This is a genomic window from Sporosarcina sp. CAU 1771, from assembly GCF_054482775.1.
Map to the genome: position 1 here is coordinate 1 of NZ_JBTLRN010000008.1, position 26,360 is coordinate 26,360.

General features: G+C 39.4%; 27 protein-coding genes, 5 tRNA genes and 1 rRNA gene. 4 read left to right on the forward strand and 29 right to left on the reverse strand.

Annotated elements, in window-relative coordinates:
- From ACXYMX_RS07820 to acpS, 21 genes are all read right to left on the reverse strand, one after another.
- A 16S ribosomal RNA gene (locus tag ACXYMX_RS07820) occupies positions 1 to 142 on the reverse strand; the annotation flags it as partial.
- 373 nt (positions 143 to 515) lie between these two features.
- A tRNA-Gly gene (locus ACXYMX_RS07825) sits at positions 516 to 589 on the reverse strand.
- Positions 590 to 602: 13 nt separating this feature from the next.
- Positions 603 to 689, reverse strand: a tRNA-Leu gene (locus tag ACXYMX_RS07830).
- A 67-nt stretch (positions 690 to 756) separates the two neighbouring features.
- Positions 757 to 832: transfer RNA gene (locus tag ACXYMX_RS07835), tRNA-Lys, on the reverse strand.
- Between the two features lie 424 nt (positions 833 to 1,256).
- Positions 1,257 to 1,331: transfer RNA gene (locus tag ACXYMX_RS07840), tRNA-Gln, on the reverse strand.
- Positions 1,332 to 1,395: 64 nt separating this feature from the next.
- Positions 1,396 to 1,467, reverse strand: a tRNA-Glu gene (locus tag ACXYMX_RS07845).
- A 230-nt stretch (positions 1,468 to 1,697) separates the two neighbouring features.
- On the reverse strand, positions 1,698 to 2,153 hold the full coding sequence (locus tag ACXYMX_RS07850; protein WP_459043695.1) for a SprT family protein: 456 nt from the start codon (positions 2,151 to 2,153) through the stop codon (positions 1,698 to 1,700).
- Positions 2,154 to 2,178: 25 nt separating this feature from the next.
- Positions 2,179 to 4,338 (reverse strand): Tex family protein, encoded by a 2,160-nt coding sequence (locus tag ACXYMX_RS07855; protein WP_459043696.1) that lies wholly within the window; start codon positions 4,336 to 4,338, stop codon positions 2,179 to 2,181.
- 131 nt (positions 4,339 to 4,469) lie between these two features.
- Complete coding sequence (locus ACXYMX_RS07860; RefSeq protein WP_459043697.1) at positions 4,470 to 5,066, reverse strand: PP2C family serine/threonine-protein phosphatase; 597 nt, start codon at positions 5,064 to 5,066, stop codon at positions 4,470 to 4,472.
- Positions 5,054 to 5,848: an RNA polymerase sigma factor SigB gene (sigB, locus tag ACXYMX_RS07865; RefSeq protein ID WP_459043698.1), complete on the reverse strand. Its 795-nt coding sequence runs from the start codon at positions 5,846 to 5,848 to the stop codon at positions 5,054 to 5,056. Before sigB ends, ACXYMX_RS07860 begins: the two co-directional genes overlap by 13 nt.
- The gene (rsbW, locus tag ACXYMX_RS07870; protein ID WP_459043699.1) at positions 5,826 to 6,296 is read right to left on the reverse strand and encodes an anti-sigma B factor RsbW; all 471 of its coding nucleotides are present in this window, start codon (positions 6,294 to 6,296) and stop codon (positions 5,826 to 5,828) included. Before rsbW ends, sigB begins: the two co-directional genes overlap by 23 nt.
- Complete coding sequence (locus ACXYMX_RS07875) at positions 6,283 to 6,627, reverse strand: STAS domain-containing protein (protein WP_459043700.1); 345 nt, start codon at positions 6,625 to 6,627, stop codon at positions 6,283 to 6,285. Before ACXYMX_RS07875 ends, rsbW begins: the two co-directional genes overlap by 14 nt.
- Positions 6,628 to 6,696: 69 nt before the next feature.
- Positions 6,697 to 7,710, reverse strand: a complete 1,014-nt coding sequence (locus tag ACXYMX_RS07880; RefSeq protein ID WP_459043701.1) for a SpoIIE family protein phosphatase — start codon at positions 7,708 to 7,710, stop codon at positions 6,697 to 6,699.
- A 14-nt stretch (positions 7,711 to 7,724) separates the two neighbouring features.
- Entirely contained in the window at positions 7,725 to 8,126 is a 402-nt protein-coding gene (locus tag ACXYMX_RS07885) for an anti-sigma regulatory factor (RefSeq protein ID WP_459043702.1), read from the reverse strand.
- 2 nt (positions 8,127 to 8,128) lie between these two features.
- Complete coding sequence (locus ACXYMX_RS07890; protein ID WP_459043703.1) at positions 8,129 to 8,491, reverse strand: STAS domain-containing protein; 363 nt, start codon at positions 8,489 to 8,491, stop codon at positions 8,129 to 8,131.
- A 2-nt stretch (positions 8,492 to 8,493) separates the two neighbouring features.
- Positions 8,494 to 9,318, reverse strand: a complete 825-nt coding sequence (locus tag ACXYMX_RS07895) for an STAS domain-containing protein (protein WP_459043704.1) — start codon at positions 9,316 to 9,318, stop codon at positions 8,494 to 8,496.
- A 145-nt stretch (positions 9,319 to 9,463) separates the two neighbouring features.
- Complete coding sequence (locus ACXYMX_RS07900; protein ID WP_459043705.1) at positions 9,464 to 9,814, reverse strand: type II toxin-antitoxin system PemK/MazF family toxin; 351 nt, start codon at positions 9,812 to 9,814, stop codon at positions 9,464 to 9,466.
- A 4-nt stretch (positions 9,815 to 9,818) separates the two neighbouring features.
- Positions 9,819 to 10,103 carry a transcriptional regulator gene (locus ACXYMX_RS07905; protein ID WP_459043706.1) on the reverse strand — a complete coding sequence of 95 codons (285 nt, stop codon included), beginning with the start codon at positions 10,101 to 10,103 and terminating at the stop codon, positions 9,819 to 9,821.
- A gap of 192 nt (positions 10,104 to 10,295) precedes the next feature.
- Positions 10,296 to 11,417, reverse strand: a complete 1,122-nt coding sequence (alr, locus tag ACXYMX_RS07910; RefSeq protein WP_459043707.1) for an alanine racemase — start codon at positions 11,415 to 11,417, stop codon at positions 10,296 to 10,298.
- Between the two features lie 68 nt (positions 11,418 to 11,485).
- Positions 11,486 to 12,505, reverse strand: a complete 1,020-nt coding sequence (locus ACXYMX_RS07915; protein WP_459043708.1) for a LolA family protein — start codon at positions 12,503 to 12,505, stop codon at positions 11,486 to 11,488.
- 58 nt (positions 12,506 to 12,563) lie between these two features.
- Positions 12,564 to 12,917, reverse strand: a complete 354-nt coding sequence (gene acpS / locus ACXYMX_RS07920) for a holo-ACP synthase (protein ID WP_459043709.1) — start codon at positions 12,915 to 12,917, stop codon at positions 12,564 to 12,566.
- Positions 12,918 to 12,985: 68 nt separating this feature from the next.
- Here acpS and ACXYMX_RS07925 point away from each other — a divergent pair, with 68 nt between their 5' ends.
- Positions 12,986 to 13,597: a rhomboid family intramembrane serine protease gene (locus ACXYMX_RS07925; RefSeq protein ID WP_459043710.1), complete on the forward strand. Its 612-nt coding sequence runs from the start codon at positions 12,986 to 12,988 to the stop codon at positions 13,595 to 13,597.
- A 4-nt stretch (positions 13,598 to 13,601) separates the two neighbouring features.
- Here ACXYMX_RS07925 and ACXYMX_RS07930 read toward each other — a convergent pair whose 3' ends face one another.
- From ACXYMX_RS07930 to ACXYMX_RS07955, 6 genes are all read right to left on the reverse strand, one after another.
- Complete coding sequence (locus tag ACXYMX_RS07930) at positions 13,602 to 15,098, reverse strand: PH domain-containing protein (protein ID WP_459043711.1); 1,497 nt, start codon at positions 15,096 to 15,098, stop codon at positions 13,602 to 13,604.
- A complete protein-coding gene (locus ACXYMX_RS07935; RefSeq protein ID WP_459043712.1) occupies positions 15,091 to 15,570 on the reverse strand; it encodes a PH domain-containing protein in 480 nt (159 codons plus the stop codon). Before ACXYMX_RS07935 ends, ACXYMX_RS07930 begins: the two co-directional genes overlap by 8 nt.
- Positions 15,571 to 15,790: 220 nt before the next feature.
- Entirely contained in the window at positions 15,791 to 17,326 is a 1,536-nt protein-coding gene (locus ACXYMX_RS07940) for a DEAD/DEAH box helicase (protein ID WP_459043713.1), read from the reverse strand.
- A gap of 329 nt (positions 17,327 to 17,655) precedes the next feature.
- On the reverse strand, positions 17,656 to 18,360 hold the full coding sequence (locus tag ACXYMX_RS07945; protein ID WP_459043714.1) for an alpha/beta hydrolase: 705 nt from the start codon (positions 18,358 to 18,360) through the stop codon (positions 17,656 to 17,658).
- Positions 18,357 to 19,727: a UDP-N-acetylmuramoyl-tripeptide--D-alanyl-D-alanine ligase gene (locus ACXYMX_RS07950; RefSeq protein WP_459043715.1), complete on the reverse strand. Its 1,371-nt coding sequence runs from the start codon at positions 19,725 to 19,727 to the stop codon at positions 18,357 to 18,359. The genes ACXYMX_RS07945 and ACXYMX_RS07950 overlap by 4 nt, the downstream gene beginning before the upstream one ends.
- Positions 19,728 to 19,737: 10 nt before the next feature.
- Positions 19,738 to 20,808, reverse strand: coding sequence for a D-alanine--D-alanine ligase (locus ACXYMX_RS07955; protein WP_459043716.1), 1,071 nt, complete (start codon positions 20,806 to 20,808; stop codon positions 19,738 to 19,740).
- A gap of 238 nt (positions 20,809 to 21,046) precedes the next feature.
- Here ACXYMX_RS07955 and ACXYMX_RS07960 point away from each other — a divergent pair, with 238 nt between their 5' ends.
- On the forward strand, positions 21,047 to 22,231 hold the full coding sequence (locus ACXYMX_RS07960) for an FtsW/RodA/SpoVE family cell cycle protein (RefSeq protein ID WP_459043717.1): 1,185 nt from the start codon (positions 21,047 to 21,049) through the stop codon (positions 22,229 to 22,231).
- A gap of 66 nt (positions 22,232 to 22,297) precedes the next feature.
- Here the strand turns inward: ACXYMX_RS07960 and ACXYMX_RS07965 are convergent, their stop codons facing one another.
- Positions 22,298 to 22,447, reverse strand: coding sequence for an Lmo0850 family protein (locus tag ACXYMX_RS07965; RefSeq protein WP_459043718.1), 150 nt, complete (start codon positions 22,445 to 22,447; stop codon positions 22,298 to 22,300).
- Between the two features lie 305 nt (positions 22,448 to 22,752).
- On the opposite strand from ACXYMX_RS07965, the gene ACXYMX_RS07970 reads away from it, so the two are divergent.
- Complete coding sequence (locus tag ACXYMX_RS07970) at positions 22,753 to 23,931, forward strand: MFS transporter (RefSeq protein ID WP_459043719.1); 1,179 nt, start codon at positions 22,753 to 22,755, stop codon at positions 23,929 to 23,931.
- A 47-nt stretch (positions 23,932 to 23,978) separates the two neighbouring features.
- On the opposite strand, the gene ACXYMX_RS07975 is transcribed toward ACXYMX_RS07970, so the two are convergent.
- The gene (locus tag ACXYMX_RS07975; protein WP_459043720.1) at positions 23,979 to 24,563 is read right to left on the reverse strand and encodes an RNA polymerase sigma factor; all 585 of its coding nucleotides are present in this window, start codon (positions 24,561 to 24,563) and stop codon (positions 23,979 to 23,981) included.
- A 304-nt stretch (positions 24,564 to 24,867) separates the two neighbouring features.
- Here ACXYMX_RS07975 and cls point away from each other — a divergent pair, with 304 nt between their 5' ends.
- Complete coding sequence (gene cls / locus ACXYMX_RS07980; protein ID WP_459043721.1) at positions 24,868 to 26,319, forward strand: cardiolipin synthase; 1,452 nt, start codon at positions 24,868 to 24,870, stop codon at positions 26,317 to 26,319.
- Positions 26,320 to 26,360: the final 41 nt, after the last annotated feature.

Consider the following 26,360-nt stretch of genomic DNA (forward strand, 5'->3'; position numbering starts at 1 on the left):
TCTGCAGGGCAGGTTGCCCACGTGTTACTCACCCGTCCGCCGCTAAACTTACAGGAGCAAGCTCCTATAAGTTTCGCTCGACTTGCATGTATTAGGCATGCCGCCAGCGTTCGTCCTGAGCCAGGATCAAACTCTCCATAATATCGGTTTTCGATACGCAGCACATTGCTTCGTCGATTTCACTCGATCAGTCAGTCACGTACTAATGTACGCTCCTTCCCTTTCTCGTTCATCTCCTAGCACTGCACTACGTCTCGAAACCCTACAGTATTACAGAAGAAAATGATTGCTCATTTCTTGCTGACTTTGAACCCGAAGGTTCGTTTTTCGCTTGAGTATAAATACTCTTGCGTGTATTTCTTGACGTTTTGCTGTTCAGTTTTCAAGGTTCATTTGCGTTTCTTTTATTATGTCCGTTGCAACTGCAACTTCTCTAATATAACATTCACTCCAGAAGTTGTCAACAACTTTTTTAAAAATTGTTTTTCACTTCGTTTTGAGTCAATTAAATAGTATGGAGCGAGTGAAGGGAATCGAACCCTCATCATCAGCTTGGAAGGCTGAGGTTTTGCCATTAAACTACACTCGCATTAAATGGTGTTTGGTGCGGTAAAGAGGATTTGAACCTCCACGGGGTTAACCCCCACTAGGCCCTCAACCTAGCGCGTCTGCCGTTCCGCCACTACCGCATTATTTTAGCGACAAATTTCATTATATACGCACCAATTGGTTTGTCAACCTAATTTACAAATAAAATGGTGAGCCATGCAGGATTCGAACCTGCGACCCTCTGATTAAAAGTCAGATGCTCTACCAACTGAGCTAATGGCTCTATATAGTATAGAGTGATTGCTTAAAGCATGTTTCAAGTCAAAGACCAACATGTGCTCATAATACCTTGCGGTATCACTCGCAAATCTTTTTAAACGCTAGGCGTTTTAAAATTCAAAACAAAGACCGACATGTGCTCCGAGTGCTTCGCACCCATCGCAAATCTTTTTAAACGCTAGGCGTTTTAAAGTTCAAAACAAAAACCGACATGTGCTCCGAGTGCTTCGCACCCATCGCAAATCTTTTTAAACGCTAAGCGTTTTAAAGTTCAAAACAAAAACCGACATGTGCTCCGAGTGCTTCGCACCCATCGCAAATCTTTTTAAACGCTAGGCGTTTTAAAGTTCAAAACAAAAACCGACATGTGCTCCGAGTGCTTCGCACCCATCGCAAATCTTTTTAAACGCTAGGCGTTTTAAAAAGATTGGCTGGGGTAGCTGGATTCGAACCAACGAATAACGGAGTCAAAGTCCGTTGCCTTACCGCTTGGCTATACCCCACCGTTTTAAACTAAGGTAACTATTCAATTACATAGTGAACTTTCCCTGATCGAAAAAGTTCTAATGACCCCTACGGGATTCGAACCCGTGATACCGCCGTGAAAGGGCGGTGTCTTAACCGCTTGACCAAGGGGCCATGATAAGGTGACTAAAATTAAATATCAGAATCTCTAGCATTTGAATTCATTTTAAAAGCAATCTTTTTTTAAAATGAAACTAATGAAATTCCGTATTCGTTTGAGTCGACTTTACCTATTATAGACAGGTCATATTGATTCGTCAACACTTTTTACAATGTTTTTTCGCATCACCCTACAAACACTGTTAAATCAACATTCTAGTGACCATTGAATTATATACACTTTATTATATAGGCACTTCTTTTATAGAGCCGGCACATTTGCCACATCTAAATTTATGAATATCCACCTTTCTCTTACGATGATACTTCAGCTGACATGAAGAACATTTGTATATATAGAAGGTGAGTGATTTTTGGTTCCTTTCTAAAAGAGGTTTACAAAACCTTGGAGATGAAGTTGCTGCTAACAGCTTTCTGAAATCCGCATCCCGATGTTTATAACCCTTTCCTTCTATATGAAGGTGATAATGACAAAGTTCGTGTTTGATAACTCCAATCAATTCTTCTAATCCATGCATTTTATATACGGCTGGATTAATTTCAATTGAGTGATCGGTAAGCAAATACCGACCACCCGTTGTTCTGAGCCTTTTATTGTGTCTCGCTAAATGGAGAAAAGGTTTCCTGAATACCTTAATAGACGTTTCTTCAATAAGCGCTTGTAGTTCGCTTTCCATCATAGCCATTCACTCCAAGATTCATACGTTAGTCTTTTGATGGCGGAAGCATAGTAAGTGAAATCCTACCTTTTTCTTTGTCAACGCCATCTACCCATACTGTGACGATATCACCTGAAGCAACTACGTCTAATGGATGTTTAACAAACCCTTTTTTCATCTTCGATATATGAACAAGTCCATCATCGGTTACCCCTATGTCAATGAACGCGCCAAAATCGACAACGTTTCTAACAGTCCCTTGCATTTCAATCCCTACATACAAATCCTTTAAATCTAGTATGTCTGCCTTCAGTAAAGGTTGTGGATAATCGTCACGTGGATCACGATTTGGTCTTTGCAACGTATCAATTATATCCTTCAACGTAACTTCTCCAACGTCTAACTCGGTCGCTAATTCTTTGATATCCAATGAAGATAAAGCTTCCGTAGTCTCTAGTTTTCCAAGATCAACTTTACGAACCCCGGCTTTTTCTAGTATTTGCTCCGCCACTTTGTAACTTTCCGGGTGAATTCCCGTTGAGTCGAACGGATCTGCCGCATCAGGTACTCGTAAAAAGCCTATTGCCTGTTCGTATGTTTTTGCGCCTAAACGAGGAACTTTCTTCAATTGATTCCTCTTCGTATATAATCCGTTCTCTTCACGCGATTTCACAATATTTTCGGCTACCGTTTTTGATAAACCCGCTACGTATTGCAAAAGAGATGATGAGGCCGTATTTACATTCACCCCAACCCGGTTTACTGCAGTCTCCACCACGAACGTTAAGGATTCTGATAATCTTTTTTTGGCGACATCGTGCTGATACTGTCCAACACCTACCGAACCAGGGTCTATTTTCACGAGTTCCGATAACGGGTCTTGAAGTCTTCGCGCAATAGAAACCGCACTTCTTTCTTCGACCATTAAATCAGGGAACTCATCTCTTGCCTGAGCTGAAGCAGAATACACACTTGCCCCCGCTTCGTTTACAATAACATAAGACACTTTCGAGTCTGCCTCTTTTATGCATTCTGCGATAAAGAGTTCGGTTTCTCTTGAAGCAGTACCATTCCCAATTGCAATAATTGAAACGGGATACTCTTTTAACAATCGTAAAATTGCTTGTTTGGATTTTTCTTTTTCTGGTTTTGGAGGATGCGGATAAATAACCGATACTTCCTCTAACTTCCCTGTTTCACTAACAATTGCTAATTTACATCCCGATCTAAAAGCCGGATCGACTCCAAGTACCACATTCCCTCTAAGAGGTGGTTGCAGCAACAAACTCTTTAAGTTCTCTGAGAATACATGTATCGCTTGTTCCTCTGCCTTTTCCGTTAATACATTTCTAATTTCTCGCTCAATTGAAGGGGCAATTAATCGCTTGAAAGCATCCTCTATTGCTTCTTCTACTTGAGGTGCGGAAGGCGAATGTGCTTTACGAATTAATTCCCTATTCATTCCACCAATAATACGTTCTTCCGGAAAACTAATACCCACTCGTAAAACATCTTCTTTTTCACCGCGATTAAGCGCAAGAGTACGATGCGGAACGATTTTCTTTAACGGTTCATCGTATTCATAATAGTTACCAAAGACTTTTTTATCGTCTTTCGCATTCTTTTTTAAACTCGATACTATAGAACCTTGAGACCAAGCCAACTTTCGAATGCTTTCTCGGATCGCAGCATCGTCTGCAAATATTTCTGCAATAATATCACGCGCTCCCGCTAATGCATCTTCTATCGTTTCAACTTCCGCTTCAACATTCACAAATGGTTGAGCTAGCGCCTCTAGTGAATCCGCAGAAAACTCAAGTAGTTGTGTAGCAAGTGGTTCCAACCCTTCTTCTTTTGCCATCATGGCACGGGTACGTCTTTTTTGCATAAATGGTCTATAAAGATCCTCAACGCGTTGCAATACAGTTGCGTTAACAATTGACTTTCTTAATTCATCGTCAAGTTTTCCTTGTTCCTCAATGATTCGAAGTACCTCTTCTTTTCTTTGTTCTAAACCTTTCACATACCCGTAGGCATCTTCAACCGCTTTAATTTGCACTTCATCCAAGGATCCTGTTTCCTCTTTACGATATCTCGCGATAAACGGAACCGTATTTCCTTGATCAAGAAGCGCAATTACTTTTTCAGCTTGATGGATACTTACAACAGCTCTTTCTGCAGTCGTTTTCAAAATATGATTAGTCAATTATAACCATCCTTTCCTTCACTTCCTCATTTTAACACAGGCTAGTAATTCAAGCAGATGAGAGCTATATATCTGACTTTACTTTCCGGCACACGCCTCATTTTTACATACAAAAAAGCCCGCCACTATAATTAAAGGAGCAGGCTTCCGGTTATAAAGGTAGCGTCATCATTATCTTTCATAGTGCTAGAAACTTTTTGATATAGATCGTATGCATTAGAACTTTCTTTCAACGCTTCTCTAGGATTTCTTAGTTCAACACCGTCCGAATGCATAAAGAATAGATCATTACGTTCATATTTATACACTTGTGTGTTTAGCTTTTGAGGTCTACCATTCAAATAACCCATTACAGGAAGAGGGTAAATCATCCTCTCCTTGCCCTGAAGCATGTAAAATCTAATATTTCCAACACAACTATATTGTATGGTTTTTAATTTGAAGTCCACTTTTACAATTGCGACCGCTGCCCCACGCTTACGCAACATTTCAACATTACAACGATTCAATAGACTATCAATCGATTCATGATGAAACTCCTTTAATACATTCGGAATAACTTCTGCTGATTTACGAGCAATCGGACCACTCCCAAGACCATCTGCAATCGCGAAAATAAAATACTCTTTTTCTGATTGAAGAAAATAGGCATCTCCAGATTCATTATTTCCATGCTTCGCTCTTTGATATGCATAAGCCTCTACATGTTCATTAATTATTTCACCCAACCAACTTCACCACCGGACTCAGAAATAGCTTTTTGTAACTTCTTAATTGCTTTTCGCTGCAATCTAGATACATGCATTTGAGAAATACCTAAAAGCTCTCCTGTTTCCTTTTGACTTAGTTCTTCAATGTATGTATGTTGTATAATCTGTTTTTCTCGCTCTGTTAATACATCAAGCACATTCTCAACAATCATATTTCTATCAATCGTTTCATAACCTTCATCTGATCCACCAACTAAATCAAAAAGCGTCACCGCTCCACCTTCTGAGTCATCCCCAAATCGATGATCCATAGAAAGCGCTTGGTAACTTCTTCCCATCTCCATTGCTTCAAGCACAACTTCTTCATCAAGGTCTAAGTATTCGGCAATTTCTGTAACTTGAGGGGAGCGCTGTAGCTCTACTGTCAACATTTCTGCGGTAGATCTAATTTTAGGACCGAGCTCCTTGATTCTTCGCGGGACATGGATTGCCCAGGTTTTATCCCGCATAAACCTTTTTATTTCCCCTATAATTGTCGGTACGGCAAAAGCTTCAAAACTTCTTCCAAGTTCGGGGTCGTATCTTCGAATTGCTCCCAGTAGACCAAGCATTCCAACTTGAGCAAGATCCTCATGATAAGATTTCCCATTGGAGTATTTACGAGCGATTGACTGCACGAGTCTTTCATAATGCAATACTATATTGGTTTGTGCTTCATCATCATTCGTTTCCTGATACAATTTAATCCATTGCAAAATCTGCTCATTGGTCCCTGCTTTAGGAGGAGATTGTTCCGACATCCTTTTTCACCCGCTCTCCGCCGAGATACTTAGTTATTAGAATCGTTACACCCTTTTCATGGTATACCTTAACTTCGTCCATAAGCGTTTCTATTAAATATAGTCCGAGACCACCTTCACGGAGAAATTTCACTTCCTCGTTTTCACTGTAGGGTCCCACACGTTTTTTAGTTTCTTCAAAATTAAAACTTTGCCCGTAGTCCGATACCATAATTTCAAGTTTGTCTTTAAAGATTGCACATCCAACAACTATTTCGCCGTCTTCATGTTCTTTATAAGCATGTTGAACTGCATTTGTAATTGCCTCACTAGCTGCAATTTTAAGATCTTCAATATCTTCATAAGTAAATCCCATTCGACTTGCCAGTCCAGAAATAGTTAGACGTGCTACACCGACATATTGTGCTTTAGCTGGTACTCTCACTTCAATATAATCATACAGTTGCATCTTTTGCCCCACCTTCTTCAAATTCAATATCCATAACCTCTATCAGACCGGTTATTTCAAATAGCCGTTTTAATCGAGTATTAACGCCGATAATCTTCATATGACCGCCGTTCGCTTTTATTGCTTTATAAAACCCAACAAATACACCTAAACCGGTACTGTCCATATATGCGACTTCAGAAATATCAAGTTCCGCCTGCATTCCCATTTCTTTGTGTGCGGTTGCAAGTCGTTCCTTTAATATAGGTGCTGTAAAGACATCAATTTCCCCAACAATTTTAAAACGTTGAACACTACTACTTTCTTCTACTAACTGGACTTGAAGCTCCATTTCTCCACCTCAAACTTTTCTATTCTTATTTAGGTTTCTATATACCTATGTACCACTACAACAAAAGAATTAAACCTTTGAGTTATCTTTTTTAAAAATTACAATTGTAAAATCATCGCGAAGAACAAAATCTTGCATTTGCCCCAATTTTCCATATACTTCGTCCACCATTGTTTGGGCAGATTCATCTTTTACTTCCACTAACAAGTTCTTTATAAAATCTTCTTCAATAAAGCCTTGGGTCGTTCGAGTTTCCGTTACACCGTCCGTAAGTATTACAATAAAATCATTCTCTTCAAGTTCGATAGAACGTTCTTCATAGACAACATTTGGCTGCACACCAAGAAGCAGACCTTTTGCGCCTAGTTCAATAAACGTTTGGCTCTTCGCTTTGTATAATAGTGCAGGCTCATGACCTGCAGATGCATAATAGAATACGGATTCCTTCGCATCGTACTTACCATAAAACATCGATATGAACATTGAGTCGTCGACGCTTTTCTCCACAATTCGGTTAACCATATCTAATACTTCACGCGGTCTTGTTTTGTTACTCTTTATACTATCCATGGCGAACTTGATCATTGACATGCAAAGTGCAGCAGGTATTCCCTTACCGATAACATCGGCGACTGCGACACACGCACATTTATCATAGTCATAGACAAAATATATGTAATCCCCATTCATTTCCTTAGCTGGGACGGATAACGCTCCTATATCTAAACCTTGTATTTTAGGTATTTTCGTTTTCAGTAAAGTCTCTTGTACTTTAATAGCTACATTCATCTCCAACTGGATTTCTTCTTGCTTCCGGACTAAACTTTGATTTTCCTTTAACGCTAGCCCATAATGAATCATCATTTCAATTAAAAAATCAAATGAATGCACTAGTTCATCCGGCATAGACTCCAACACTTCTTTAAGCGCTAATTTATGAATACTTATCACGTCTTCAGGAGATATCTTCTCCTCGATTAACTTTCTACTAAAGTTTTGCCCAGCATATAATTCTTCTTCTCTTTGATTTAATATATACTGGTTCAATAATTCTTTATATTGCTTCCCCAATTCAACGTGCATTCAGCATCTCACCCTTATCGAAGCCATTTTATTGCAGTAACTGTCGTCCCGCAACCTTTTTTTGTCTCCATATTAAATTCATCCATTAATCTTCTTACACCAGGCAATCCTGCGCCAAGCCCTCCAGATGTCGTATATCCGTCTTCCATTACTTTTCTTACATCTTCAATTCCAGGCCCTTTATCAGAAGCTATAATCGAAATTCCGTGTAAGTCATTCTCATGTAAATGCTCTATTTCAAGTTTGCCTACTTTTGCATACAAATAAATATTCCTTGCTAGCTCACTGATAGCCGTCGTTATTCGGGCTTGATCAACGACACCGAAGCCTATTTTCTTTGCTTCGTTCCGGCCTAGCTGACGTGCAGCAACAATATCCCACTCCGTACAAATATCTACAGAAGACCGGTCATCCATATCTAATCCTCCAATTCTTTATAAAGTTTCGATAATCCATTCTCTAAATCAAGAGCAGTTAAAACGTTTTCCAAACGAATTCCAAGTTCAATGAGAGTAATCGCAACAGCAGGTTGAATCCCCGTAATTACAACTTTCGTTCCCATCAACCCTGTCATGCTAATGACATCGCCTAATACTTTTGCAATAAATGAATCAATAAAATCAATTGGCGTCAAGTCAATGACTACTCCTGTCGCAGCTGTCTCATGAATTTTCTTCAACAAATCTTCTTGGAAATGAATCGCAGTTTGATCGTCTAACTCCCACTGTATCGAGACGAGCAATGTATCATGCAATTTCAAAATCGGAATTCGCATATGCATTTCTATTCTACCTCCACTATTGCACGATTTGTATATTCTAAAGCTTCTTTCATTCCGCGTCGTAGTGTGCTAGTCGTCGTAAAGTCATTGAGATTTATTCCTAGAGTTACGATAGTTTGTGCAATTTCAGGGCGAATGCCGACAAGCATGCATTTTGCACCTACGAGGCGGACTGCATCAGCAGCTTGAATAATATGGTGCGCAACCATTGTATCGACAATAGGAACTCCTGTTATATCCAATAAGACAACCTCTGACCGATGCTTCACTACTCCATAAAGTAAGTTTTCGATAATTAACTTAGCTCGTTCAGTATCAACCGCTCCAACTAATGGCATGACTGAAATTTTATCGAAAATCGGAATTAGTGGTGCGGACAATTCCTGTAATGCAACCCTTTGAAGATTAAAAGTCCGACTCCATTCAAGTGAGTAAGCTTTTATAATACTTGAGCGCAATGGAGAGATCCATTCAGTTAACATTTTCATATAACTTCTCAAGTTGTCATTCGTAATAATACCTTCATCTTCTAACCTTTTAAAAGTAATACGAGCAAATGTATCCACCGCTTTATTAATAAAGGTGATCGGGCAATTCAATCGTACCAGATTCCTAGTAAACTCTCTTGCAGCCTCCAACTCAACATCTTTAGGCGCAGTTAGATACATAACCATCAGTTTTCCAAACTCGCAACTCACCTCTTCATGATAATGAGCTGGAATAAAACTGCTCAAACGCTCTTCTGGACTCTCGCTTATCGAGGAATTCCAATCCTCAACAAGTTCGTCAATATTAGTACTCACAAACTTAACTAGTTGCTTATTCATGATAAATCTTGTCAGCCCCTTACTATCCGAATTTACTGTATAATCCCATTGTAACGAAAACGGGTTGATAATCCAGCTTTTTTAATAAAAAAATTGAAAAACACCATAAGATTTAACTCTTATGGTGTTCCAGTTATATGTATGCTCAGAATTTGACGAGGCCGAAACTCACTTCAAGAGCTTCATCAACCTGTTCCATCAAAAATTCGTCTAGTTGAGTGATCTTATCTGTCAATCTTGACTTGTCAATTGTGCGGACCTGTTCGAGCAAGATTACTGAATCTCGCTCGAAACCATAGCGTTCCGCATCAATTTCTACATGTGTTGGCAATTTTGCTTTTTGAATTTGTGCAGTAATTGCCGCAATGATAACTGTCGGACTAAACCGGTTCCCTATATCATTTTGAATAACAAGAACCGGTCTCGTTCCACCTTGCTCAGAACCTACGACAGGCGACAGGTCTGCAAAAAAGACGTCTCCACGTTTTATTGGCAACTTTTCATCCCCCGCTTACGAGACGTTCCACCTTATGCTGGGCTTCAAACTCTACGTGCAAGCATTCCGCGGCAATTTTTAAGTTAATATGTGACATTTCGATATAACCTTTTATCATTGTTTCCCGAATTGAATCAGACTTGCTATCAGTTATATACCTTTTTGTCGAAATATAAACAAAATCACCACGATCCGGCTCCTGATGGACGACCGTATGTTCATTTTCGTTCAACATTCGTTTAGGAATCTTAACGATAATTTCCCTGGTATTCTTATTTGCACGCAACATCAGCACCTCCAACAAACCCGCTCTCTAATTTGACTACGTCTCCATCTTATCACTTATACGTGACAAAGAGAAGACATAGAAGTAAATAGATAGACATGATTCAGCAAGAATACAAGATTCTTTGTCGAAAGTACTCAAATTATAGCCAATCGCTTCCCATTAACTTTCATCCAAATATCCTTGGATTCGTTTTCAGACAAACACTCTTGGCACTCTCTTCGAAATGGATGTTGCAATTTCATAGGGTATCGTATCCAGTTTATTTGCCCACTCTTCCACGGTAATCTCTTCATTACCTTGGATACCGATAAGAATAACCTTTTCACCAACCGGCATTTCATAAGGTAATTTAATCATACATTGGTCCATGCAAATCGTACCGACTATTGGAGCCCTCACCTCGCCAATAAGTACATCCTGCCCAACCAACCCACGCCGCAAACCATCTGCATAACCAATTGGCAGCGTTCCAATCCACTCATCAGTAGATGTTTCATACTTTGCCCCATAGCTAATCTTTCTTCCCTTTTCAACTAACTTTATAAAGGCAAGTTCACTTTCAAGCGTCATAGATCTTTCTAGCTTGAAAGGTAAATGCTCATTTACAAATTCAGAAGGGGCAATACCGTATAATCCTATACCTATGCGAACTGCATCCAATCCATATTCGGGGTATAAAGATGCTGCAGCAGTGTTCGCTGCATGGATTAGTCGAGGTTTTTCTGGTAACGAATTTACGAATTCCATAAACACCTTATACTGCAAATCTGTTGTAAAACGACTCTCCTCATCAGCACATGAAAAGTGAGTAAATATCCCCTCCATCAATACAGATGATGAGTGCCCACTAATTGCGGATGTTAAGAGCTGAAGCTCGTGAATATCCCTAAATCCAATTCTACCCATTCCACTATCAATTTTTACATGAATCTTTAAAGGTTTCACATTTTTTTTATATTCATCCAAAACAGCATACATCCACTTCAAATCTGATACCGCGATTGAAATATCTAATTCTACTGCCTTTTCCACAAATGAAACTGGAGACAACCCCATGACAAGAATATCTCCATCGATACCAGCCAGACGGAGCTGAACAGCCTCATCCGGCGTACTAACTGCAAGCATGTCTGCACCCGCTTCAAGTGCAGCTTTTGAAACTTCCAAATCCCCATGACCATAGCCATACGCTTTCACTACAGCAATTATTGATGTTTCGCTTTTTAACTTCTTTTTAAAGTGATTTATATTATTCTTAACTGCTTGCAGGTTGATTCGGGCAATTGTTGGGCGATAGTTCTTTGTAATATCCATCAGCGATTCCCTCATTTAAATGTAGTACATCTATTATGAATTCTTTGCCCGTCATACGTCAACAATTGTTATTTCATTTCTCCAGGAGACATCGATGATGCTACTTCGATTAACTCCGCTTTCGATAAGTTCTCGGAGGCTATGAAAAATGAAATTCCGTCACTTTCCCACCGAATGGATTTATCGGTAACTGCAGCAACTGCGAATCCAAGATCGACTGGATCTCCTTCTACAGAAACAGCCATGGCGTTCTCAGGTCGTGCAGCCGGCTCTTGAATAACTGTAAATCCTTTTTCACCACTAAAAGTCATAAAGGAGCGCTCCCCACCATCCGTTTTCACAATCCCCTCTTCTTCAAGTACGGCTGATTGAGTTACCATAGGATAATACGGGATAAAACGTGCCTCATCTTCTTGTTCTTCAGATTCATTTCCTTCAGTTTCTTCTTCCTCTTCAGTTTCTGCACTATTTAACTCCACTGCATAATCGGAAGCTTTTCGTTCTGTACCGAGGGTGATTTTCGTAAAAGTAATTCGGATTTTCTCTTCTTTACTTTCATCTAAAACTGATACATGCCCTGGTAATAATGTCTTTTTATCAATATAAATTTGTTGCGTTGGAAGTACTTTCTTATGATTATTTCTAGTTACAGTTTCAAAAATGTACATTTCATCCTTTTCCGTCATCGTCGCATTTTCGTCCGACTTAATATCATCAGATAAGGCACCAATTAAATACGGTTGGCTATTTTGGGCTGGCCAGTCACTTTGAAACTTATATGTCTTGCCTAGAGAAGGCGTCACAACAAACACACCGTCTTCATTTCTGACAATCATCTGTGAATCTTCTTTTCCTTCTTCCGTTACATGTACACGGTAAAGATCTGGTTTCGTGTGCCAAACTGTGACATCATATAACCTTGGCTCGGCCCCCGTCTTTATTTCCATTGTTGCTTGTAACTCGTACCCTTTCGTATCATTCCATTTTCCACTGAGCTTCTTCATAACATCTTCTTTCGACGGTGCCCCACAAGCCGCGAGGACAATCATAACTACAACAAACATGAAAGCAATTATTCGGCTACGCAAATAGTTCATCCTTTCTCATTTCAATCGGGTAAATCATCTTATGAGGAAGGACAGAAGTTTATGCGAGCAAGATAACCTGAGCTGCCGCAACAGTTTGAGTATGAGTTATAGAAATAAAACCAGAAACCTGTGCCTCTTTGAAATAAAGTAATGGTTTCCCCTTCTCGTCGGGCACAATTTCGATATCCAAAAAACTACATGACGCTCCAATTCCGGTCCCTTTAGCTTTGGCGAATGCCTCTTTTCCTGCAAAACGACCGGCAAGAAATTCAGTGCGTCGATGGTCAGTTAAAGAAGTATATATATCCATTTCTTTCTTCGTTAATATACGCGTTCTAAATCGCTCGTTGCGTGCGTCTAATTTTGCAATTCGCTCCAGTTCGATGATATCCAAACCAATTCCTTCAAGCATTAAAAACGTCTCCTTTCCACTATCGTTAAATACTATGTATAATGAACTGAAAGATTGAGGTGAAAATAGTGTTCATACGTAGAGAGAGTTTTTCCCAATACAAAAAACTGTACCCGGTTGTATCCATTTTACTTGCTTTAAACATCTTTATTTTTGTCCTCACCATCCTGCCATTCATCGGAAACAAAATTTATTTTTCCGGTATGGGTATTAACGCATACATCGCTGCAGGCGAGTGGTGGCGATTGTTCACACCTATGTTTTTACACGCTGGATTCATGCACATATTATTTAATATGTTTGCACTCTTCATTTTCGGTCCAGAACTAGAAAGAGTAGCTGGTAAAACAAGATTCCTTACAATCTATTTATTATCAGGGATTTTCGGAAACGTTGCCGTCTTTTTCCTTGAGGACTTAAATTACGCGCATGTGGGTGCTAGTGGAGCTATCTTTGGTATTTTCGGTGCTTTTGGAGCACTTGTTTACTATACTAAAAATGTTTTACCTGAATTACGACAAATCATTATACCAATTATAATCATAAGTGTTGTAATGACATTCCTACAACCAGGCATTAATATACTTGCGCACCTTATTGGCCTAGTCGTCGGATTCCTCATCGGTTTGAGTTACTTCCACCCTAAAAAAATTGTTAGTTGGCGAAAAACCAAGAGGTAGCATTCTACTTCTTGGTTTCATTTTCACCAGACGGTTCATACCAACCTAAAATACGTTCCGCTTCTGATTCTTCCATATGACTCACTTGTGCATTGAACATGGAGGCCCCTGATTTAATTCGGGCAGAAAGTGTTGCAACACCCTTCTTTTTATGAAAATAATTCTGTTTCATTTCCATAGACTGAATCCTTTTCTTCATCACGTAAACCGTTTGTAAACTAAACTGTCTAAAACGCATTGTTAACTGCTGATTGGTAAGTGTGTAAGCTGCTGAACGATGCTGCCACAATCCTAAAAGAACGACCAACGGCAAAACCAAGAATGACAACAGTCCATACGGAAAGAAAAAGTACGACACTGCTCCAAATAGTGGAACCATCCAAATAAAGTAAATGCGGTAATAATAGCGTTTTCCTTTACTAGGCAACTTATTAACAGGATCCTCAAATAGAAAGTCAGGGAATATCTCCTTTAATGGCTCTATAACTTTTTCTCTTTTTACTAGTGGAAGTAAAGTAATCCTCGCATCTTCTCCCAATCCACCTCCCGCATTATCAATTACTACAGTTGCATAGCCAAAGAATTGCCTGAAAGGGTTCTCGATTATACGTATACCTTGAATCCTATTTAGCGGGACTGTGGCCCTTTTCTTCTCAATAAGTCCTTTTGTAATAACAAGATCCTCTTCTTCTAGCGAGACTTTAAATCCATAATAAGAAAGAAACGTCATCGCTACAGAAATCCCCCACACGATTATTAAACCAAATAAGGCAGCAATAACGACGATGAAAACTCCAAACTTAACAAATCTGGCAAACTCATCATATACGGTTTCATATGGAAGTAAATCCCCAAACTGCATTATAAAAATGAATGCACCCGATAAGATTAAACCAATTCCACCTGAAGTCGTTGCCAATATAAGCAAATCTTTTATAGACATCGTAAAGACAGACTTGGACCTCGGTACTTCCACTTCAACCATCATGTCCATTTCTTCATTTTCTTCGATAGGAACAGTAATTCTTCTTTTTTTAGCCTCTGCTATTACTGTTTCGATACGCTTAGCATCTTCCTTTGTAATCGCAGTAAGCTCAGCCTCTGATTTTAACGACGCTGTATTGCCAGCCGTTTCCACCTTTACTTTAACTAACTTTAATGGTCTGTGCAAAATCCCCTCCGTATAATCAAGGCTCTGTATACGATCAAAGGGTATGTATCTTTTCTTTTTCACAAACAAGCCATACTCAATCCTAAGTTCATCTTCCTCAAACCAATACACAAAGCGTTTCCACTTAATAATTCCAGAAATGAAAAACGTAAGAATCAATACACCGAAAATAATAAATGTAAGATACTCAAAGTACCACTTTCCTGAGCCTGTATCTTTAAACCCATTCGCAAAAACGAGTACAAGTAGTGGAATTATCATCTCTTTTAACGTTTTCAACACTTCAATAACTGCAGTGACCCAATGAAGTTTGTACCTAGCATTAGACATCGTCTTCGGCCACCCTTGCAAGTGCAGAAATACGGCTTCGAAGTTCATCCGCTTCATCTATTAGTAATGCAGGGATTGTATGATTGGTTGCCGCTGTTGAAACTGTGATACCTGCCAAATTATATTTTCGAAGAATGGGCCCTTGTGAGGTATCCACATGTTGAACACGCACCATTGGAATTAGCGTCCGTTTAACGATAAATAAGCCATGTTGTAATTCTATCTCAGATTCTCGCACTTCATAACGCCAGCGCATCCATCTGACTTTTGGAAATAAATAAATGAATAAATACGCGTAAAGCAAGATGGCTACCGAAGCAATTGCATAGATCCACCAAGGTCCATCTGTCAGATAAGTAATTACACCAGCGCCTACTCCCAACAGTACAAATAAAACAGTTTGTATGATGCCATATAAACGCCAAACTTTTAATCCTTTTACTGAAATTTGATTCACCGGCTGCGACCTCATCTTAAACACCTCTTTCTTTCTTCTATTCTATACGAATGCAAGCGATAATGGTTTCAACTACGCATAAAGAACTTATTTCATTCGTTTTTTTCCTAACCCCCTATCGATTGCTCAGCTTTTTTATATGCGTTTCCAGTTCTTGTATTGACACAATGCACTTCCACAAAACAAAAAAGCCGGAAATACGCAAAATGCGATTTCCGGCTTTGGATATTTATTATTAAGATTCTGTACGACCACTGCGTGAACGGCTTGCACCTCTGCTACCGCCACCACTTTCACGTCCACGACGAGCTCCACCACTACGGTCTGAGCTACGGCCTCCGCCACTGCCGCCACGACTTCCGCCGCCACGTCCAGCATAAGGACGACCGCTTCCACCACTGCCGCCGCCACGGTTGCCTTTATAGCCGCCGCCTCCGCCAGATCTTCTTTGTGGAAGTGGACGCTCTTCTGAAATAGATACAGGAGCATCGTTTGGTTCAACTGTCATGTTTCGAAGAGCTGCTGCAACAATCTCAGTTGCATCAAACTTTTCAAGCATTTCAGCCGCAAGTTGTTTGTAATCACTTAATTCGTTTTTCTCAATTACTTCCGTCAACTGTTCAACAGAAAGACGTTGCTGTCCAATTAGAGCCTCATCAGATGATGGAGGAACTAAAGCAGTCATACGCTTCTTTGTTGTATCTTCAACAATTCGAAGATAACCCATTTCACGAGGTGTAACAAAAGTAACAGCTACTCCACTTTTCCCTGCGCGTCCAGTACGACCAATACGGTGTACATAACTTTCAGGATCTTGAGGAATATCGAAGTTGTAAACATGCGTAACACTTGAAATATCAAGTCCACGTGCTGCAACATCAGTAGCAACTAGAATATCGATTTTACCTTCTTTAAATTGACGAAGAACAGACATACGTTTCGCTTGTGTTAAATCGCCGTGAATTCCTTCTGCGATATAGCCACGAACTGAAAGTGCATTTGAAAGCTCGTCAACACGACGCTTTGTACGGCCAAAAATAATTGCGAATTCTGGCTGTTGAACATTTAAAATGCGTGATAATATATCAAACTTTTCACGTTCTTGCGCCTTCACGAAAAACTGATCAATGTTGTCAACTGTCATTGCTTTTGATTTAATTTTAACAACTTCTGGGTTTTTCATGAATGTTTCAGCAATTTTTTGAATCGGTCTAGGCATAGTAGCAGAGAAAAGAAGCGTTTGACGCTCATCTGGCACACTAGACATAATTGTATTAATATCTTCAATGAAGCCCATGTTCAGCATTTCATCTGCTTCGTCTAGGACGAGCGTTTGAACGCCATCAAGCTTCAATGTTTTACGTTTGATATGGTCTAGAATACGTCCTGGAGTTCCGACAACAATTTGTGGGTTGTTGCGTAACGCACGGATTTGTCGTCCAATTTCTTGTCCGCCATAAACCGATAGAACACGTACACGTTTGTCGTTACCGATACGGTGAATCTCTTCAGATACCTGAATAGCTAATTCCCGTGTTGGCGCGATTACAAGTGCTTGTACTGCTGTTTTTCTTGTGTCAACTTTTTCAATGATCGGAATACCGAATGCAGTAGTTTTACCTGTACCCGTTTGTGCTTGCCCGATAATGTCGCGACCTTCCATACCAAACTTAACTGTACCTTCTTGGATGGGTGTTGCTTCTTCGAACCCCATGTTTTTTAACGCACGTTGTGTGGATTCGCTGATATTTAGTTCTGAAAATTTAGTCAAACTTTTCAATCTCCTTTGTTTTCTTCATTTGACAATTGGTTACATTTGCAAATGAAAGCGCGGCAAATTCGAGCCTGAAAGGGGACGTTTCCGATATTTTTACATTCTCTATATATTCTTTATTAGAGGTTGTTGTTGAAAAGGAAAGCCCGGTCTTTGCCGAGCGGTTTGGTCAATGAACGCAAGTCCATAATTGAACGATCAAACCGTTTTATTCAAAAAAAAGTACTCTTCAACAATTGAAGAGCCCCGTTGAAATGTATCCAATGCTCAATACATTGTAGCATGCATAATGACATACCGCAATCAATCTGCTCAAGTACTAATAATCAGTTTTCAGGTGTTTTGTCGTCGATAAACTCGAGTACCTTTGGAAACCAATCTAAGTGGTCATCACTGTAACATATATGATGCTTTCCTAGTTCAGATTTTATAAATATCTTCTCTGAGGAACCCAATGTTTTATATAGATGTTCAGCTGAAGAAAAAGGGACAATGCCATCTTTCCTTCCTTGAACTATGCAGACTGGTGTTTTAATCTGTTCATAGTAAGGTTCCACCATTTTCACAATACGTAAAAATTCAACAGTTGCCTGAAATGGCGTATGTCGTAGTTTGTAGTTATACATTTGATGAAATGAGTTTGGTGGATACTTTTTAGTAATTGTTTCAATTAACATAACGCCCATGTCTTCCAGTAAATTACGTGGACTTATATATTTTGCAGCAGCACTTAGTAACACAAGTTTTTCAATCGGGTACCTTAGAGACAAGTACATCGCAATTAAGCCGCCCATAGAAAAGCCGACCACAACAACCCGGTCGGCCTCCGCCTGTAGCTTCCTCATTGCAAGTTCAGCTTCCATCATCCATGACTCCGCTGAGGTATTTGCCAAATCGAGCGTGACGCCGTGCCCTGGTAGTATTGGTACTTCAATTAACCATTCCGTTTTTTCTTGCATGTATTTAACCAATGGTTCCACTTCGAATGGACCACCTGTAAACCCATGAATGAATAGAACCCCCGTCTTCATGACTCGTACCCAAGAAGTACATTTTCAAGAGCAATCCCGCGAGACCCTTTTAATAAAATCACTGAGTTCCCGTCCGTATTTGTCTGCAAAGCACTGATGATCGGGCGATAATCATTTTTCGTCCAGATTAAGTGACCGCCGAGTCCACGTTTTTTCAACGCCTTGTACAGCCATTCCATCAACTCTCCGTAAAGGCAAATACCAGAAAGATCCATCGCACTCAGTTGGTCTGCGAACATTTCGTGATAGGCAATTTCTTCATTACCGAGCTCAAGCATATCCCCGAGCACAACCCATTTTTCTTTTCGAAGATTCGTTTCTTGAATAAAATCAAGTGCCGCCCGCATTGAGGTTGGTGCAGCATTATACGCATCATTAATAAATAAAGCGCCGTTTTTAGCCAATACAGGTTGCATTCGCATATCCGTTAGAACAGCCTTAGTTAATGCGGAATGGATATCTTCACTGCTAACCCCTACTTCATGTGCAAGTAAAATCGCTGCCAACGTATTTTTCACTTGATGGACACCGTAAACTGGAATCGTAAATTCAGCAGTCAGTAACCCTGAAACAGTGAAACTGCTCCCATTTTCAACGGTTTCAACCAATCCATATGTCAAAGCATTGTCTTCCCCATAACCAAACGGGATGGAATGAATTGTAGTTTCTTGCTTCAATAATTTACGTAGTAGTTCCTCGTCTCCGTCATAAAAAAGCTTGCCTTCACTCGCAAGTCCATCGACGATTTCGAGTTTCGCCTTTGCAATTCCTTCTCTTGAACCAAGATCCTGCATATGAGCTTCCCCGATATTTGTAATTACAGCATAATCCGGTTTAGCTAATTTCGATAAAAAAGAAATTTCACCAAAGCTGCTCATTCCCATTTCAAGGATAGCAAATTCCGTTGCATCCTCTAACGCTAGAATCGTTAATGGCAACCCCAGTTCATTATTATAATTCCCTTCTGTTTTATGCACATTAAAATAAGGGGAAAGGACGCTGGCAATTAGATCTTTCGTTGAAGTTTTACCATTTGAACCGGTAATCCCAATCACCTTACACGAAAGAGTATCCCGATAGATCCGAGCCATTTCCTGTAAAGCAAGGGCTGGATTCTTTACGAAAATTAAAGGAATATCCTTTGGCGGATTTGGTTCATCTTCCATCCATAAAGATGCAACTGCACCCTTCACAATCGCACTCTCGACATATTTATGCCCATTCACTTGTTCCCCACGGAATGGAATGAAAAGGTCTCCCTCTTTCACTTTTCGAGAATCTATCGAAGCACCTTTAACTAAGACGCCCTCCATACTTTGTCCATCGGCTTGCAACCAATTCGCAAGTTCTGTTAGTTTCTTTCTCACTTTATATCACTCAATCCATTGTATATTGTATGTTTTGTTTTTCAGCATGACGTTCAAGCGCCAAATCTATTAGACTTTCGATTAACTCAGGGTACGTAACCCCTGTTTTCTGCCATAATAGAGGGAACATGCTTGTCGGCGTAAATCCAGGCATCGTATTCACTTCGTTTATAAGCACTTCATCGTCCGCAGTCACGAAAAAGTCGGCCCGAACAAGACCTGAACAATCTAACACTTTATAAGCTTCAAGTGCCATTTCCTTCATTTTGACTGCCACTTTTTGCGTAACTTCAGCAGGGATGACTAAAGCGGTATTGCCATCTTTATATTTAGCTTCATAATCGTAGAAATCAGATACCGGTTTTATCTCTCCAGTAACAGAACATTTTGGAGTGTCGTTACCCATAACACCCATTTCAATCTCACGCGCAGTCACACCTTGTTCTACGATAATTCTTCGATCAAACTTTAGTGCGAAATTAATTGCCGTTATTAAACCTGCTCGGTCCACAGCTTTACTAATTCCAACACTTGAACCTAAATTTGCCGGTTTAACAAACATTGGATAGCCGAGTTCTTGTTCCATTTGGTCGATTAGTTGTTCCTGATTAGTTGCCCACCCTTTGCGGATGAAATAAACATAAGGAACTTGTTCCAATCCTACTTGTGCGAAAAGCTGCTTCATAGATACTTTATCCATTCCAGCTGAAGACGCTAACACACCATTACCTACATAAGGAATATTCATTACTTCAAAAAAACCTTGAACCGTCCCATCTTCGCCGTTCGTACCATGTAGGAGTGGAAAAAGAACGTCAGGCATTCCGGATCCCCCATTTAAGAAATCATGGATACTATCAGGGTTATCTTCACCGCTCCCAACTAATCTAAGCTCTTCAATTGTCTTCACAGGACGTTCTAGTGATTCCCCTTTACGCCATTCCCCGTTATATGTAATATAGACCGGGACAACCTCATAGCGTTCAAAGTCAATCGCTTGAATCACAGCTCTTGCTGTAGATAATGAAACTTCATGTTCAGCCGATTTTCCACCATAAATTAAACCTAATGTTTTTTTCATTTATTTTCCCTCGCCGTTCATTTAAATTTGTTATTACAGTTTACCATGAGACGACCAATTACATGAATGATAAACACAAAATAAATACAATTTGGCACAACAACCAAGCCAATGACTAATTTCCTTGAGCTGAGATAAGCGTTCAAATAGGAAATGGCAACTTCTTCACGAGCAAGGTCGTCTTGTTTGCGGTATAATTAAAAAAGCTTAAACTTAAAATTAAAGGTGATTATAAACTATGAAACTACCAAACAGGCCCGCTGACCGTTTCGACTGGACGCTCGCCTTTATCTTATTACTTTTCGCGATTATTAGTCTATTTGCTATTTCTTCGGCTCAAACATCAGGTCAATACAAACCCGTTTTTGTCCCTTCCCAAATCCAATGGTATTTGGTTAGTTCTGTTATCATTGCACTGGCTATGTTTTTCGAACCAGAACAATATAAAAAAGTTGCTTGGTATGTTTATGGATTTGGAGTCTTTCTACTCGCTTTCCTTTATTTTGCCCCAAGTGGTGCTGAAGGCTATATCGCGGTAGAGAGATTAGGAGCTACAAGATGGCTCAACATTCCGGTTATAGGTCAAATTCAACCTTCGGAGTTCGTCAAAACATTTTTCATCCTTGCATTAGCTCGTTTAGTTAGCAAACATCAGGAGATAAATGTGGATAGAACATTAAAATCAGACTTTCTTCTCTTAGTGAAAATTGGAATCACTTCCTTAGTTCCAATTGGCTTCATTTTTTTACAACCAGATTTGGGAACTGCACTCGTCTATATGTCAATTTCCGCGGCAGTAATTATTGTTTCCGGAATATCTTGGAGAATCCTTCTTCCACTCTTTTTGTCCGCTGCTGCTGCGGCGGGAAGCTTGTTTTGGATGGCTCTCTATGCCCGCGACTTCATGGAGAAGCTCGGCTTTGAAGAACACCAATTCAAAAGAATTTATTCCTGGCTAGATCCTTACTCTTATCCGAGCGGTGAAGCGTACAATCTTATTACTTCACTTAATGCCATCGGTACTGGCGGTATGACCGGAAAAGGTTATATGGGGCGTGAAGTTTACGTTCCAGAGTTACATACCGACTTTATTTTCAGTGTGATTGGTGAAGAATATGGATTTATCGGAGCAAGTATTGTTATTAGCTTGTTTTTCATCCTTATTTATCATTTAACGAAAGTCGCTCTTGAATTAAAAGATCCGTTTAGCGTATATGTCAGCACGGGCGTCATTGCGATGATTACATTTCACGTTTTTGAAAATGTAGGAATGACAATTCAACTATTACCCATAACAGGTATTACCTTACCTTTCATTAGTTACGGTGGAAGTTCTCTAATGAGTAATATGTTAGCTATAGGCCTAATTTTTAGTATGAAATTCCATCACAGAACGTATATGTTCGGAGAAGAAGATGAATAAGAATGATTCTATGAATTAAGAAAAGCTCCAGCAAAAAAATGCTGGAGCTTTTCTTATTGTTCTTTATTATTGCGACTGAATATGCGGGTCATGTACAGGCGGCGCGAGGGCTTTCAGCATGTCAACACGGGATTTCGTCAATGTAGCCGAAACACCCAACTTCGCCAGGTTAGATATGATCTTTTTTAAATCGATTTCTTTTGGCACCTTTTCCACCTCGACCTTTCTTTGAAGTTAAGACGTAAACGTACGAATAAAGTTTCTTGAAATCTAATGATTGGTGTTTCCTTTAATGTTATTCCTATTGTACCACTCCTTAAGCATTTCAAATTTATCAATTATGTTACAGATTTGACTTATTTCAATGTTTTTATTCAAACAAAGCAATAATCATTATTGAATTCCGCACCTTTTTGAGGAATCACTTCGAATTGCAGATAAATTCATCCATTTCAATTGTATGAATATCCTTGGAAATGTAGAATGATGGTATTAGACCATTAGGAAAGCAGGGTTACTCCATGAAAAAAGCAATTCTACTTCTGATGTCAGTCCAATTTTTTGTTTACCTTGGATTCGGTATCATTATTCCAATTTTACCGGAAGTTATTATCGAACAAGGATTTTCAGAAGTACATGTAGGGGGATTATTAACGATATATGCTCTTGCATCTTTCTTTACCGCCCCACTCTGGGGTGCATTCTCTGACAGAACCGGACGTAAAAAACTTATCCTTATCGGGCTTATCGGTTTCAGTTTAAGTTTTTTCTTGTTCGCAGTGTTTATGGACAACTTGCTTCTTTTATATGCCTCTCGAATAGTCGGAGGGTTCTTCTCAGGCGCTCTCTATACAGCAGTTACAGGATTTGTTGCAGATATGACGGATGATGAGGATCGAAATAAATACATGGGTCTTCTTGGTATGTCCATTGGACTCGGATTTATTTTTGGACCAGCAATCGGCGGGGTCTTGGGTGACATTTCAATCCAGCTTCCATTTCTTGCATCCGGTACTTTGTCTTTCCTGATTTTCATTTACGCGAGCATTATTTTAAAAGAACCTGAAAAACGTGGGGATGCAACTAAGCGAGCATTGTTACCCAAAGGTGGACAAGTGCTTTGGAAATATAGAATTCGCTACTTGTTCTTATTCTCATTTATGGTTACATTTCTATTGGCTGGTATAGAAGCTACGTTTCAGCTTTTTCAAATCGATAATATCCAGATTACACCACTTGAACTCGGTTACTTATTTATGGCCAGTGGATTTGTCGATGCAGCCGTACAAGGCGGTATCGTACGCCGTATCAAGAACGGAACCGAAACCACATGGATCATGATTGCACAATTTGTTGCGGCGATTGGGATTGTCTTGATTCCATTCACGACGAATCTGATATGGGCCGGGGTAGCGTTAAGTATATTCACCGGTGGTAATGCACTTGCTCGAACTGCACTTGTATCCCTTACAACAAAGGAATCTGGCGGAAAATACGGAACAGCAGCGGGAATGACGTATTCAATGGATAATATGGGACGTATTTTCGGCCCTTTATTATTTACTTTCATTTTCACAAAAGAAGCTGGGAATATGTATTTCCTATCAGCGATTCTTGGCGTGTTATCCATTGGACTCATTATCGCGTTTCGTAATTCGGCGAAAGCTTTAAAAACTTCAAGCCTCCCGACTGAAAAGTAAAAACAGATTGTTTTATCGCCATAGATGGCGATAAAACAATCTGTTTTTTACACTTCTACACCCAGTATTGATTGCTTCATCTCTGGTTTTTGTTCAATTGCTTCTTTTAGTTTTGATTTCGCCCGATGAATGCGTGTTTTTACTACATCCAGCTTAATATTTAATGCCAAAGCAATCTCGGTATATTTTAAATCTGTAAAGTATTGAAGAATAAGCACAGCCTTATGTTCGGGTGAAAGTTTGTCTATCTCTTCCAGTAACGTTTTTCGTATGAACTTTTCTTCTAAATTGGTTTCAAGTGTTGAAACGTTTTTGTATTCTTTGGAATGAATACTACAAATGATTTCATCTTCCGTCGCGATTTCATAGCGGTACTTTGATTTTTGAAGATGATCAATTGCCGTTCGAGTAGTAATTGTTGTTAGCCATGCGCCCAATTTTTCCCCATCTCGTAGCGCATCCAGATTTTCGAATGCCTTGATAAACGATTCCTGCAGCACGTCTTGGGCCAAATCATGCTCTTTCACGATGTAATAAGCTGTGTAATAAACACGTTTGTAAAACATTTCAAAAATGATTCTTTCCGATTCATTTTCCTTTTTATATAAATGCTTTACTATTTCTTTTACCATAACAACCGCCCCATTCCATATGTCTTATATGCACTACTTCTACTAATTCCCCACGTCTCCTTTATCCAATTTCACCGAACTTCTATCATTCGTAACAATCCTTTATAAGTCCTCATAATCATAGCGAAATAGCTATTTTCCGCGTCAAATAAAGCATTGTTTTTCATAGGAATTTTAAAGTGTATTATGCAATTGATGGTTCAGACCAAACGGATTCAATCCAACTTACTCTCTATTATTCAGCATTTTCAACTCCATAAGGTATACTTGGCATATGTATATAAGTGATTGGAGGGTAATGTGTATGGTCGAATTATTCACTTTTACAGTTACTGCAATTCTAGTGTCAAACATTTTTCTTGCAATCGCCATTATTTTCCTTGAGCGAAGAGACCCTACATCTACTTGGGCTTGGGTATTAGTACTTTTTTTCATCCCCGTTTTAGGTTTTATTATCTACCTTCTGTTTGGTAGAAAACTTAGGAAAAAGCATCTTTTTCGCTGGGAAGGACGAAAACGAATTGGCATTGAACAACTTATCGATTACCAAATTGAAGCTATCGAAGAAGGAACGCTAGAGTTTAGATTAGACGATGCGGAACATTACAAAGATATGATTTACCTGCATTTGCGAAACAATCATGCTGTTCTTACGCAAGACAATGACATTGAGATATTTAATGATGGTGCAGTTAAGTTTGATGCCTTACTAAAAGATCTCGAAGCAGCCAAAAATCACATTCATTTTCAATATTACATTATCCGTCTAGATACACTTGGAAATCGAATATTGAATGTACTCATAAAAAAAGCACAACAAGGAGTAAAGGTCAGAGTTTTGTTCGATGATATCGGTTCAAGACGGCTTTACAAAAGACATTTTAAAGAACTAATCAAGCATGGCGGAGAGGTTGAGGCATTCTTCCCTTCTATTTTCCCAATGATCAATCCTCGCCTAAATTACAGAAATCACCGTAAAATTGTGGTAATAGATGGCCGAATTGGCTATGTGGGTGGTTTTAACGTTGGTGATGAATACCTTGGACATAATAAAAGATTTGGCTATTGGCGTGACACACATTTACGTTTTGAAGGAAGTGCCTTACACCCACTTCAAACTAGGTTTATCCTTGATTGGAACCAAGCATCTGTCACTCACTCAATCGAATATTCCGATCGCTATTTCCCTATCATCCCGGCAAAAGGTTCTGTAGGGATGCAAATCGTTTCTAGTGGACCCGATTCTGAATGGGAGCAAATCAAGGATGGCTATTTGAAGATGATCTTCCTCGCCCAAAAGTATATCTATATCCAAACACCTTATTTTATTCCCGATGTCAGTTTTCTAGACGCTTTACGTATTGCTTGTTTATCTGGTGTCGATGTTCGAATTATGATTCCAAACAAGCCTGACCATATGTTTGTTTACTGGGCTACGTATTCAAATGTGGGGCTATTGCTGAAAGCGGGGGCCAAAGTATATATCTATGAGAACGGCTTTATTCACGCGAAAACGATTGTCGTTGACGATGAAGTCTCAACTGTTGGTACTGCAAATATAGACGTTAGAAGCTTTAAATTGAACTTTGAAATCAATGCTTTTATCTATGACCGAGAAAAATCACATGAACTTGCTAAATTATTTGAACAGGACATTCTCTTGTCTACCGAATTGACTTCTGAGATTTACAATGAACGAACGAGGTTAATTAAGATAAAAGAATCCTTAGCTCGACTCGTATCACCAATTTTATAAAATTAGGGACGCCTCTTTTAAAGAGACGCCCCTTTTCTTTG

What these genes read in the sequence shown, in the direction of transcription:
- ACXYMX_RS07935 (WP_459043712.1), bottom strand. Translation starts at nt 15,570, where the DNA reads ATGAGGTCGCAGCCGGTGAATCAAATTTCAGTAAAAGGATTAAAAGTT.
- sigB (WP_459043698.1), bottom strand. Translation starts at nt 5,848, where the DNA reads ATGTCGGAACAATCTCCTCCTAAAGCAGGGACCAATGAGCAGATTTTG.
- ACXYMX_RS07890 (WP_459043703.1), bottom strand. Translation starts at nt 8,491, where the DNA reads ATGCATATGCGAATTCCGATTTTGAAATTGCATGATACATTGCTCGTC.
- ACXYMX_RS07895 (WP_459043704.1), bottom strand. Translation starts at nt 9,318, where the DNA reads ATGAATAAGCAACTAGTTAAGTTTGTGAGTACTAATATTGACGAACTT.
- cls (WP_459043721.1), top strand. Translation starts at nt 24,868, where the DNA reads ATGGTCGAATTATTCACTTTTACAGTTACTGCAATTCTAGTGTCAAAC.
- ACXYMX_RS07970 (WP_459043719.1), top strand. Translation starts at nt 22,753, where the DNA reads ATGAAAAAAGCAATTCTACTTCTGATGTCAGTCCAATTTTTTGTTTAC.
- ACXYMX_RS07960 (WP_459043717.1), top strand. Translation starts at nt 21,047, where the DNA reads ATGAAACTACCAAACAGGCCCGCTGACCGTTTCGACTGGACGCTCGCC.
- ACXYMX_RS07905 (WP_459043706.1), bottom strand. Translation starts at nt 10,103, where the DNA reads ATGTTGCGTGCAAATAAGAATACCAGGGAAATTATCGTTAAGATTCCT.
- ACXYMX_RS07975 (WP_459043720.1), bottom strand. Translation starts at nt 24,563, where the DNA reads ATGGTAAAAGAAATAGTAAAGCATTTATATAAAAAGGAAAATGAATCG.
- ACXYMX_RS07955 (WP_459043716.1), bottom strand. Translation starts at nt 20,808, where the DNA reads ATGAAAAAAACATTAGGTTTAATTTATGGTGGAAAATCGGCTGAACAT.
- ACXYMX_RS07885 (WP_459043702.1), bottom strand. Translation starts at nt 8,126, where the DNA reads ATGGATGACCGGTCTTCTGTAGATATTTGTACGGAGTGGGATATTGTT.
- acpS (WP_459043709.1), bottom strand. Translation starts at nt 12,917, where the DNA reads ATGCTTGAAGGAATTGGTTTGGATATCATCGAACTGGAGCGAATTGCA.
- ACXYMX_RS07945 (WP_459043714.1), bottom strand. Translation starts at nt 18,360, where the DNA reads ATGAAGACGGGGGTTCTATTCATTCATGGGTTTACAGGTGGTCCATTC.
- ACXYMX_RS07875 (WP_459043700.1), bottom strand. Translation starts at nt 6,627, where the DNA reads ATGGAGCTTCAAGTCCAGTTAGTAGAAGAAAGTAGTAGTGTTCAACGT.
- alr (WP_459043707.1), bottom strand. Translation starts at nt 11,417, where the DNA reads ATGGATATTACAAAGAACTATCGCCCAACAATTGCCCGAATCAACCTG.
- ACXYMX_RS07850 (WP_459043695.1), bottom strand. Translation starts at nt 2,153, where the DNA reads ATGATGGAAAGCGAACTACAAGCGCTTATTGAAGAAACGTCTATTAAG.
- ACXYMX_RS07880 (WP_459043701.1), bottom strand. Translation starts at nt 7,710, where the DNA reads ATGCACGTTGAATTGGGGAAGCAATATAAAGAATTATTGAACCAGTAT.
- rsbW (WP_459043699.1), bottom strand. Translation starts at nt 6,296, where the DNA reads ATGCAACTGTATGATTATATTGAAGTGAGAGTACCAGCTAAAGCACAA.
- ACXYMX_RS07930 (WP_459043711.1), bottom strand. Translation starts at nt 15,098, where the DNA reads ATGTCTAATGCTAGGTACAAACTTCATTGGGTCACTGCAGTTATTGAA.